Origin of the sequence: Bacteroides faecium, from assembly GCF_012113595.1 — a bacterium.
Classification (GTDB): Bacteria; Bacteroidota; Bacteroidia; order Bacteroidales; family Bacteroidaceae; genus Bacteroides; species Bacteroides faecium.
In genome coordinates, this window is the sequence record NZ_CP050831.1 from 6,116,560 (window position 1) to 6,128,463 (window position 11,904).

Below are 11,904 nucleotides of genomic sequence, written 5' to 3' on the forward strand. Positions count from 1 at the left end.
TTGCATTTAATTGGGAACAAAGATAGCCAATCAGTACAAAGAGTAATAATTCACGGAAGAAAGATTAGGAACCAAACTACTACACTGTGATACCTAATTTCTTTTCAAGAAGATGCGGTTTGTAATCGTATCCGGAAGTTCTGATTCATAATGCGTTACCATAATCATCGTCTTATCTTTACGTTTGCAGAAGGCTTCGATCACCTTTTTGACCCGACGACGATTGTAAGTATCCAATCCATGAAGCGGTTCGTCCAAAATCAGTAATTCAGGATCTTTGACGAAAGCACGTGCCAACAGAGCCAGACGTTGCTCCCCACTGGAAAGCTGCAAGAAAGGTTTGTCTTTCAAATCGGCAATGCCGAATATATCCATCCACCACTCACATACAGCCATCTGCTCCGGTTGGGGGCGTTTGTACAGTCCGATACTGTCGTGCAGTCCGCTGGCTACGATTTCAATAGCCGGCAAGTTTTTGAGATAAGCACGATGCATCTCGGGACTTACATATCCGATGTGTTTCTTGATTTCCCAGATACTTTCTCCAGTTCCCCGTTTGCGTCCGAAAAGGCTGATGTCGCAAGCGTATGATTGTGGATTATCCGCACAAACCAAACTCAATAATGTAGACTTTCCTGCACCATTCTCCCCGCTCAACGCCCATTTCTCCCCACGATGCACTGTCCAGTCCAGTTCGTTCAGAATAGTGCGGTCGCCATAGCGGATACTTACCTTATTCAGTTTCACCACTTCGTCCGAGTCATAGTTGTTGCCGTCATAAGGCAAATCAATAATCCGTTTCTGCAATTCATCGAAAGAAGTAGTTGCGTCTCTGTTGCGGAAAGCAGTCAGGTAGGCTTCGCGTTCCATCTTGGAAAACACTTCCATTTTATCAACAGGGATAACGTGAGTGATAAAGGAAGGTATATCATCCATCATGGAAAGCACCAGAATAATCTGGACGGACGACATTTTTGTCAGACGTTCAAGCAAAGAGAATAACAATTCGCGGGTAGGCGCATCCAATCCGATAAACGGATTATCCATTATCAGAACGCGGGGGGCTGTCAACAGTGTCTTTGTGAGCTGGAATTTACGCAGTTCACCACTTGAAAGAAGGATTATCTTTTTATCAAGAAGAGGTTCGATGCGGAAGAGCTCGAACAGTTCATTTTTCAGTTGTTCGTCTTTAATCTCTCCCAACATTTCGCGGACGTCCGGCGTTTCATCCTGGTCGTGCGCATTCCAACGCTGTTGGTAGTAATAATTGGCATCTGCCGCTCCATAAGTATCACGGAACGCGATATATTTCACATTATCATAAACAGTTTGAGTAGCGGAAGGGGAAAAGTCATACTGGAGTGTTCCTTCACGTAGCGGATATTTTCCGATTAATGTATCTACAAAAAGGCTCTTGCCACCCCCATTGGGACCTACAATGGCTATATGTTCGTTCGCTCCGATAGTTGCCGTGATAGGTTTGGCTAAACGCACAAGCGGGTTGCGTGCTACGCCCCCCGCCATGCAGAATGTATTTTGGATCATATTCTTATATTCTGTTTTATTTTTGACCGCAAAGGTAACAATTTTATCACAGAATAAGCACTTTTCTTGTCTATTTACAGGAAAAACGTATTAAAAGTTCCTTTTTAGCAATATCCCTTATTGAAATTTCTTATCTTCTTCAAGAAGCTCCTGGCTAAATTTCTCCGGCGATAGAGGGGTAAAGAGTTCTATAAGATTTTCTTCGGGGTCGCGCAGATACAAGGTACGCATCCCCCAATCGGGCATATCCGTAGGTTCACTGATAAACGTCACGCCTTTGGCTTTTAGGGTGGCAAAGGTTTCGTCTACGTTATCTACATAGAATGAAACCATTAATTTTTCACGCATCGCAACGGGTTGCTGCTTATCTGCATTGCCTACCGAAGACGCCATCCAGTCGGATACAAAAAGGGCGAAGCCTTCTATTCCGTCGGCTACTTTAAAACTGGCGTATCCGCTATTTTCATCTCCCCAAGCAGGTTTCAGTCCGAGTTGTTCGGTGTAGAATTTGAAGCATTTGGCGAAGTCTTTCACTAATAATCTTACGTTGCTGAATTTCATTGTTTACTGATTAATGGTTTGTTATTTGTTTCTTATAATCAAGATACAAATATAATCATTCTATCGGGTAAATCCGTAAGGCGGACATTCAAAATTAGTGATATTCAGTTTGTATTCCATCATATCTTTCAATTCATGCACCGGACGTTCCAGTTCATAAGGTATCGGCTGCTTGCTGAATTGCTGGAAATAGAGCAAGCAGGCATCTTTCCACCACACTGCGTCACGTGTCTGAATCTTCAACCGGTGCTGTACGTCACGGAATCGTTCCGGGTCGATGTATTTCTCCATAGGCGCCCATAACTTCTGGAAGTTTCTGGTTTCTTGCACCCCACGGTCATAAGCATAGCACAACTCCGCCCAAAGTGTACGCCCGCTCTTCATCCGATGATTCCAGGGAACATGGTGGAACCAAAGAAGCAGATTTTCGGGACAGGTATCTACATTATCCAGTTGTTCGCATAAAGGAGAGTGATATTGTGCGGTCGCATTGCTCCCTTTGCTGCTGCGGTCGAATCCGATACCGCCGTCATCTGCCCTATGGTAATAAGAAGGCATCCAGTCGGGACGGGCACCGGGAATATCACACCAAGGCTCGGGCCCGTAATGATGTCCCCATGCAAAGATGTGATGCAGTCCTAACGGCATCATATAATCTACTACGGCTTCCCTCGACTCTTGGAGAAGTTGAGAGTTGAGAAGGGAGAGTTGAGAGTGAAGTTGTTGTCTTTCCTTTTGAGATATTTCATTGACGGAGTTGCGGGATGGTTGTCCGGCAATAGGAAGGAAGGTTTGTTTCAGCCATTCTTCGCCTATCTCTTCGGATGAAAGGGAATGTTTCCATGCAAGACGCCCGAAGGCATACCAGTTGGCTTGCGCAAAAGGATGCCCGCACCAGTTTATATCGTCGCCGATGTTGGTTACTCCGGCAATGGCGGTCAGCGGATGAGCAAACAGGGAGCCGTCCGTCACACGGGCGATGGTAGAGCCTGCGCCTTGTACGTAGGTGTCGCTGTCCAGACATTCCTTCCACATGGGAGCGAGAAAAGCGAGGTGGTTGGAGAATCCCAGATATTCCTGTGTTATCTGAAATTCCGGCATCACGGGTGTTTTCTTCATGGCTCCGAATAATGCGCTGAACGGTTCGCGGGGTTGGAAGTCAATCGGGCCGTTCTTTATCTGCACAATCACATTGTCGCGGAACTTGCCGTCCAAAGGTTCAAATTCAAGATAGGCTTGTTTGGCCCGGTCGCTGTCCGTAGGCGAGTAAACGAAAGCACGCCACATGACGATGCCGCGATAAGGTTTCAACACATCGGCAAGCATGTTCGCTCCTTCGGCATGGGTACGTCCGTAATCACACGGCCCGGGTTGTCCTTCGGAGTTCGCTTTCACCAGGAATCCGCCGAAATCGGGAATCAGGGAATAAACCTCTTTCGTTTTCTTCTTCCACCAGGCAATGACTTCTTTATTCAATGGGTCGGAAGTAGGCAAACCGCCCAAGGCTGCCGGAGAAGAGAAATTAATGGAAAGATATACTTTCAAGCCGTAAGGACGAAATATATCCGCCAGTACTTTTACTTTTTGCAGATACTCATCGGAAAGAATCTTGGGACTCGCGTTGACGTTGTTCAATACGGTTGCGTTGATACCGATAGAAGCATTGGCACGGGCGTAGGCTTCGTAACGGGGAGAGACAACGGCAGGAAGCTCTTCCCACTTCCAAAGTGAATGTCCGGCATAGCCACGTTCGATAGTGCCGTCCAGATTATCCCAATGGTTCAGGATACGAATCCGGTAATCCGGTTTTTCTGAGATATTCAGTACCCTCAATTTTGAGTCCGAGTTTGTTGCGCTAGAATTCGATTCCGAAAGCTGTTCCGCAGCCTGCAAGCGGAGTAAGTGGTAAGCTCCATAAAGCACACCTTGTTCACCGGAAGAGGCAATGGTGATTTGCTTGCCGTCGGCAGAAGTACGGATGGTATATCCTTCGTTTCCAAGTGCACGCAACTCTTTTGTTGCGTTTACTTCCAAAGTCACAGGAAGACCGCCTTTCCAATATTTCTGTAATTCGGAAACGGCAATGTTTAATGTCGGCGATTGCTTCCTGCAATTAATTTCCGCCTTCGTACCTGTCGCATAGCGGAGCCACAGGGCACTTCCATCTTCCGCGCGGGACGAAAGACAGAAGGACAAGATGAATGTTAATATAGATATTATTCTCATAAGTATAAGTTCATAGTTTGTTTCATCAATGGAAACTTAATAGATAAAAGGGGAATTTTCAGGCACGGATTACGCAGATTTCACGGTTTCTAGAAATATGATTGCAAAAGCAACAGCGTAATCCGTGTAATCCGTGCCTAAATTAAAATTATCATTTATCTATTCCTTCAATAGTGATAATCCGCCCGTCCGCATCATATTGGAGTTCGCAGACTTTCAGGCTACGAAGCCATGTCTTCCCTTCGGACGGCACACAGTCGTGATGGAACAAGTACCATTTGCCTTTGAATTCCACAATGGCATGATGGGTAGTCCACCCTACCACTGGAGTAAGGATAACGCCTTGATAGGTAAACGGCCCGTAAGGATTGTCACCAATCGCATAACAAAGCAGATGGGTATCTCCCGTAGAATAAGAGAAGTAGTATTTGCCATTATATTTATGTACCCAGGAAGCCTCAAAGAAACGACGGTCGGTATCTCCTGCCGTCAACGGCTTGCCGTTCTCGTCCAAAATTATCACCGGACGGGGTTCTTCCGCAAATTCCATCATGTCCTCGCTCAAACGGGCTACGCGAGCCGGCAATGCATCTTCCTCTCCTTCCGGCAAAATAGCCGATTCCAACGCCTTATTATTCCGGTAACGTTGAAGTTGCCCGCCCCACAGACCGCCAAAATACATATAGAAAGTCCCGTTGCCATCATCCAACACGGCAGGGTCGATACTATAACTTCCCTTCATCGGATTGGCTTCCGGCACAAAAGGCCCGTATGGTTTATCGCTGACAGCCACTCCGATACGGAATATGTCATTCTGGTCTTTCAACGGGAAATACATATAATACTTACCGTTCTTGAAAGCGACATCGCAATCCCAAAGTTGCCGTCCCGCCCAGGGAATATCTTCCGTAGACAGTACGACCCCGTGGTCGATAATCTCACCGTTCATCACATCATCCGTAGAATAGACGTGATAGTCTTTCATATTGAAATGATCCCCGTTATCATTTTCGGCAATCCCGCTTTCCCAGTCGTGAGAGGGATAAATGTAGAGTTTGCCATCAAATACATGTACGGCAGGATCAGCCATATAATCATTGGGAACTAAATATCTTTTTTCTGTTTTCATGGTTCTATTCTTTTTAAAGTTATTATTATCGCCCGGACAAACGATTCATTTCCGCGCAGCTTCTTTGATAATCAGGTCGACTATCGGTTTCGGCTGATAGTTACGGTCGAAAAGCAACGGATAATCCGTGCGTCCATTCATCGGCCAGTCGTTACGCCAGGAGTTGTGGTCGGCCACTCCCCAAAGAGTAACCCGGGTTATTATATCCTGATGTTTCAGGAAAAGACGGAAAAAGTCATTCATTCGTGCCGTCCATGCTTTTGCCACTTCTGCAGGCAGTTCCTTCGGATAGGGATTCATCTCTTTATTATATTCGAAAGAAGCGGAGACTTCCGCACCGACATTGGGATTCGGTGAGGGAATAACTGTCAGATCCAGTTCCGTTATCATCACCTTCACGCCTGTTTCGGCAAAAGCAAGCATGCTCTTTTCAAATTCACTGATTTTCGGATAATCCATGCCGACATGTCCCTGCATACCTATGGCATCAATGCGGATACCCCGTTTTTTCAGGTCTTTCACCAATTTCACGACAGCCGCCCTTCTTCCCGGAAGAGCCATCGAATAGTCGTTGTAGTATAATTCGGCGTTCGGGTCGGCTTCGTGTGCATACTGGAAAGCCAGAGGAATATACTCTTCTCCCAAAATCTCATAAAATTTAGTCTTGCGATACTCTCCGTTGTCTTCAAATGCTTCATTCACAACGTCCCAGCCTTTGAGACGACCTTTGTAGCGTTTCACGACGGTAGTGATATGGTCTTTCATCCGCTTCTTTAAGATTTCGGGAGAGACATTCTTTCCGTCCTTGTCTACACAGAACCAACGCGAAAGTTGCGTATGCCATATCAACGTATGTCCCGTAACCGTCTGGTTGTTTTTCTCACCGAATGTTACAAATTCATCCGCCTGCGTAAAGTTATAACGGTTCTCTTCGGGATGTATCTCCTGGCTTTTCATACAGTTCTCCGCTACAATGGCACTAAATTGTTTCCGTATCACCTCTGCCCCTGCTTTATCCTTACCGGATGCCTGCTGTGTATTAACTGCCGTCCCTATCAGGAATTTATCTTTCAAAGCCTCTTTCAAGGTGTTTTTCTCTTGCGCCAAGGCTATTGAAGAGCCTGTCATCAAGACCGCCATAGCCAAAAGGGAAGTTACAGTTGTTTTTGTCGAAATCTTCATATAGTCTCTAATCTATTAATTAATAATCAATTATTTTCCAGTCTTCGTTTTGCCAGGTCTGCCTGAATATGCTCGTTCAATCTCTTTGAAATCGGATAGAAGAACAGGGCAATCACTCCGATAAAGAATGTAATAGCAGGAATCACGCTCGATGTCAGGCGGATACCCAGAATTGCACTCTCCGTCTGCGTCACATTGGATATGAAACCGAATGAATCGACAATCGCGCCGCAGATAGCTCCGCCGATACCCAGTCCCGCCTTCAAGGCAAAGACCACTCCTGCAAAGACAAAACCCGTAGCACGACGATGGTTCACCCACTCGGAATGATCCGCCACGTCACCCATCATCGCCCAAAGCAACGGGATAGTAGGCGCATAAGCCAGACTCTTCAAACAGTTTATGGTGAATATCGTGCCAATGCTTGTCGGTTCTACCACGAAAAACAAAGCTGTAAACAATGCGGTCAGCGCCAGACAAATCAAGAACACATTCCGCTTGCCAAAGATATTGGAAAGATAGCCGGAAAGCAAAATTACGCCCGCTAAAGTGATAATCTGACCTATCATATTGAACAAACTGAAACCTACGGCAAATACATTGCTATGGTCGGGCTGCGCTATCAAGCCGAAAGCATCCAGAAAAGTATGCCACATGCCATACGTCTCTCCTTCTACCCGCACGAGTCCGAAGTTCTGCAGGAAGTCGAAAAGGGCAGTCTTGTCTACGAAGTAATTAAAATAGTAGGACATACTGCTGCCCCACATGGCTAATGTCGTAAACAGGAATAGAGTCAGGACAAACATGGACTTCCAGGGACGGCTACTTATGATATCTACAAAATCCTGCTTTACAGAATTCTTCTGTCCCACAGGCGGAGTGATACGTTCCTTGGTAGAAAAGAAAGTGATAACCAAAAGAACAACTCCGATGACGGCAAACAAGGTGATTGTCAGGAACCACCCGCGCTGGTCGTCTCCCTGTCCGAATTTGGAGACTAGCGGCAAAGTCAGTCCTTGTACGACGAAAGTCGCTATCGTAGCAGTGACGAAACGGACGGATGAAATGCTGGTACGCTCCTTTATATCACTGGTCATTACACCACCCAGGGAAGAGTAAGGTGTGTTATTGAAAGAGTAAATGGACATTAATAAGGTATAAGTGATACCCGCATAGAGAATCTTACCACGCTCACTGAGATCGGGTGTCGTAAATGCCAGGATGAAGAATACAGCAAAAGGGATGGCCGTCCACAATAGCCAGGGGCGGTATTTCCCCCAACGGGTATTGGTTCTGTCCGACAAGATGCCTACTACGGGGTCGACGAACGCATCGAAAATGCGTGCGACCAGCAATATCATTCCCGCCGCCGTTGCTTTGATTCCGAACACATCTGTATAAAAGAAGAGTTGGAACATCATCATCATCTGGAAAATCAGGTTCGCAGAACCATCTCCCAAGCTATAACCGATTTTCTCGGCCATCGACACTTTTTGAGTCTGTGTTTTCATGGTATTATTATCTATTATTAATTAGTTGCTCCTTTGTTGAAAGACTGCCCGGGAAAGCCGTTGTCCCAAAGTCTTTTTGTCCAATGGATGAATATCATTCCACTCGCCCAAGTCACCGTTCTTAATTAAAGTGACATTGGCATTTGTATCGGCTACTTCCGCCTGTACTTTTCTGAATTCCGCCCAGGCAGCACGTCCGCCTTTATCTTCAGGAGACAGGAAGTCCGCCAGTTCGATAATATAGAAAGGCATTTCCGGTCGGTTCCAACGTCCCCGCCAGTCGGTTATCATGGCAGACAGCAGCGCTTTGTATTCATTTCTGCGTGATACATTCGATTCGCCCTGATACCAGATTATCCCGGATACCGTATAATTCAGCAAAGGGGCAATCATCGCATTATAAAGCCCTGCCGGTTTATAATGGAAAGCCGTTTGTCCTGGAGCAGCCGGCATGGGAGCACCCAAACGATATTTCCAGTTGCCTTCCAGACTTATCTCCAACTCCCCTTTTTCCGGTTGGCCTTTTCCGAAGAGAATCTTATAAGGTTTCTCTTTTACAAAATGAGGACGACCGCCATAGCTGAAAAGCCGGATTGTCACCGTATTCTTTCCTGCTTTCAGCAATCCGGCTGGGATAGTGTAAATACGGGGCGGGTATTGGTAGGAAACTGTTCCCACAAATGTACCGTTCACATATACAGAATCCGCGTCGACTATACACCCCAAGCGAAGAGTAGCTTGTTCTCCCGCCTGCTGTTCGGAAACCTGGAAGTCCTTGCGAAACCAATGAGAGCCATTAATCGGATTCAATCCGTTAGTCGCCCAACCGGATGCAAACAGTTCGGTTTGTTGCCAGTCGCTGTCGTCATAACCGTCCGCATACCAGGGGGTAGCTTCGTGCATTCCTTTATCCCCCTGATACAACGCCACATTCCAGGCATGGCTTTTCTTTCTTTCCTCTTTCTTCATGGATGCAATCAAGTCGTCCGATTCGTAGATGCGCTTTTCATTCAAATAAGATGGAAAAGGCCTCAACGCTTCTTCACTGAGCCATGCTTCTACCGGCGAACCGCCGACACTGGAGTTTATCACTCCTACCGGGACTTTCGTTTTCTGATAGAAATCTTTGGCGAAGAAATAAACCAAAGCGGAGAAAGACATCACATTTTCAGGGGTCATCGCTTTCCAGGAAATTCCCGGAATATCCGTCTGTGGAGCGTGGAAGTCATAGAGCAATGGCGTCTTTATATAACGGACCATCGGATAATTACTGTCAGCGGTTATCTCATCCCGAAAACGGTCGGTAACCCGTGCCACCGGTAACTCCATATTCGACTGACCGGAACATACCCAGACATCCCCCACAAGAATATCCTTTAATTCAATATCGTTGATGGTCATTGTATAAGGTCCGCCCGCTTTCAATGCAGGCAGCATAAGTTTCCAGTTGCCTTGTGCGTCGGCAACGGTCTTATATTTCTTTTTCAGGAAAGCCACATTCACCGTTTCACCGGGAGCTGCCGTTCCCCAAAGATTCACTTGTTCCCCGCGTTGAAGTACCATACCGTCGGAAACGAGAGCAGGCAGTTTAACCTTTGCCCCGCCTACCACGGCGAAGCAAAGGAACACAACTACTAACCCAACCTTATAAAACCAATACTTATTCATTCTGTATTTTCTTTTATGACTTTGCAAACTTAAGAAGTTTATTCCCCTTCGCCGAAGATTTACGATTCAGATTGTTTCTTGTCTGTTACATCATCGTTTGTAAATGTTACAAATATGTTTTATCATGTTACATCCAAGCTGAAACCGGCTTCAGGAAGGGGAAAAACGGAGCTATTTGATTAATATCCCGGATTCTGATAAGCCTTCTTTTCCTCTTCGGTCATATCCAACGTATCGATAAATGTTTGCGGTATCGGACGCAGATAGAACTTGCTGTCCGGCTCATTTTCGATATTGGCAAGTCCCGGACGGGTGATTGTATTTCTCGGCTGTATCGCGTCGGCATTATAATCGCGGATAGAATATGTCTTTGCACGGCTCAGCTTCTTTGTACGGACAAGGTCTGCCCAACGCAGTTGTTCGCCGTACAACTCTCTCGAACGTTCGTCAAGGATATAGTCTATATCTATATTTGCCGGAGTCGCGGCAAGTATATTCGTTTTTGCAGTCTCATTCTGAGCTTCTGTATTGGCAGAGCGGTAAGCGGCACGTTCACGGAGAACATTAATCAGTTCTCTAGCCGTTTTCGTACCGGTAGCTCCCATTACAGCCGCTTCGGCAGCAATCAGATACACTTCCGACAATTTGGCGACATTAAACGGACGCAAGGAAGAGGAGTTCGCATAACCGGAAGCATTGTTAGGACTGTAAGGCCCGAGTTTCCACAAGGACGGGAAATGCTCACGTGTCATATATTCGGGAGTGAAGACTGCATAATTCTGTCCTGCAATCGTCTGTACGGGGAAGTTGCCACTAGCTAGCTTAGTCGGAGCACTTGCGCCCGGAATTTCATAACCCGGCATATAGTACACCACATCGCCCAATGCAAACGGAGTGTTCAAAGCGCCGTTCGAAGTAGAAGCGTTCTGGTTTGCGAGCCATTCCTTTTGAAAAGTTCCGTCATAGCGGGAGTCATTGGTCTTATCTGCGAATGTATTTGCAATCACTTCATACGTCGGCGCGCATCTTCTCCACGGACGGCCATAATTCTGAAGCGCGGAACGTCCGCAAGGAGCACCACCGCCATTGAAAGAGGTATCAAACCAACAACGCATGGCATAGAACGCAATATTGCTCTTTTCGGCTTCAGTACCCCAGCTCTCACCTTCCGAGAAATCAAATCCTGCGTCATCGCTGCGGTCGGCATAGAGCAACACTTCTATATTACGGTCGTTCTGAGCCAGGTTCACCTGGTAATAATCCTGCAATAGTCCGAATCCGTTCGCTCCGGCTGCGCCGTTCACTCCCGATTTACTTATCACACCCATAGCTGTATCGTATGCTTTCTGGAAGTAGCCGTCGGAACCTGATTTATTGTTGTTCTTCAGCCACCATCCGTAAGTCAGATATACTTTTGACAAAAGATAGCTGGCATAAGCCTCTGTAACTACACCTTTGAAACGGTCGTCTCTCTTCGTGCCGTTCAAATCAGCGGTCGCTTTTTCCAAATCTTCTATGATAGAAGTGTACGTCTCTTCTACTGTGTTTCTGACAGATTTACGGTTCGGCAACGTGTTATATGCATTCTTGCCCGAACCTAAATCAAGCGGAATACCGCCATAGAACTGTACCAGCAGGAACTGGTCGTGCGCACGCATCACCCGGGCTTCGGCAAGCAGGCGGGAGTCTACCCCGTTCGCTTCCCCGATAGAGATGATTCCGTTACAGGTGTTGATATAGGCAAACGTATTGCTGTTCCAAAAACAGCCCGGACGTCCGGTGGTCGCCACAATATTGTAATCGTCCATTCTGCGTTCGTCATCGCCCGAACCTACCAGTCCGCCGTAAGTCGTTTCATCCGTACCGTACTGGAAATTGTACCAGGGATTGACCGGCCCGTAGAGGAAGCGCAAGTGAGAATATACGGAAGTGAGCGCAAGCTCCACCCCTTGATTGGTTTGCATCAACTGCGGAGTTATCTCAGAACGAGGTTGTTCGTCCAGTATATCTGAACAAGAGGTCAAAAGCGCAAAACCCGCTATCAAAGTTCCTGCCAGGAATTTATTGGTTATTCTTTTCATA

Annotated in this window: 8 protein-coding genes; all 8 read right to left on the reverse strand. The window is 46.6% G+C overall.

The window, feature by feature from the left end:
• Positions 1–93: 93 nt before the first annotated feature.
• The 8 genes from BacF7301_RS23260 to BacF7301_RS23295 all read right to left on the reverse strand — a co-directional run bounded on the left by BacF7301_RS23260 (position 94) and on the right by BacF7301_RS23295 (position 11,903).
• A complete protein-coding gene (locus BacF7301_RS23260) occupies positions 94–1,545 on the reverse strand; it encodes an ATP-binding cassette domain-containing protein (RefSeq protein WP_167966598.1) in 1,452 nt (483 codons plus the stop codon).
• Positions 1,546–1,662: 117 nt separating this feature from the next.
• The gene (locus BacF7301_RS23265; protein WP_167966600.1) at positions 1,663–2,106 is read right to left on the reverse strand and encodes a VOC family protein; all 444 of its coding nucleotides are present in this window, start codon (positions 2,104–2,106) and stop codon (positions 1,663–1,665) included.
• A gap of 60 nt (positions 2,107–2,166) precedes the next feature.
• Complete coding sequence (locus BacF7301_RS23270) at positions 2,167–4,332, reverse strand: alpha-glucuronidase family glycosyl hydrolase (RefSeq protein WP_167966601.1); 2,166 nt, start codon at positions 4,330–4,332, stop codon at positions 2,167–2,169.
• A 151-nt stretch (positions 4,333–4,483) separates the two neighbouring features.
• Positions 4,484–5,461, reverse strand: a complete 978-nt coding sequence (locus BacF7301_RS23275; protein ID WP_167966602.1) for a glycoside hydrolase family 43 protein — start codon at positions 5,459–5,461, stop codon at positions 4,484–4,486.
• Positions 5,462–5,506: 45 nt separating this feature from the next.
• Positions 5,507–6,601 (reverse strand): endo-1,4-beta-xylanase, encoded by a 1,095-nt coding sequence (locus BacF7301_RS23280; protein ID WP_245208499.1) that lies wholly within the window; start codon positions 6,599–6,601, stop codon positions 5,507–5,509.
• Positions 6,602–6,669: 68 nt separating this feature from the next.
• A complete protein-coding gene (locus BacF7301_RS23285) occupies positions 6,670–8,154 on the reverse strand; it encodes an MFS transporter (RefSeq protein WP_167966605.1) in 1,485 nt (494 codons plus the stop codon).
• Positions 8,155–8,175: 21 nt separating this feature from the next.
• A complete protein-coding gene (locus BacF7301_RS23290; protein WP_167966606.1) occupies positions 8,176–9,822 on the reverse strand; it encodes a sialate O-acetylesterase in 1,647 nt (548 codons plus the stop codon).
• Between the two features lie 179 nt (positions 9,823–10,001).
• Positions 10,002–11,903, reverse strand: coding sequence for a RagB/SusD family nutrient uptake outer membrane protein (locus BacF7301_RS23295; protein ID WP_167966607.1), 1,902 nt, complete (start codon positions 11,901–11,903; stop codon positions 10,002–10,004).
• Position 11,904: the final 1 nt, after the last annotated feature.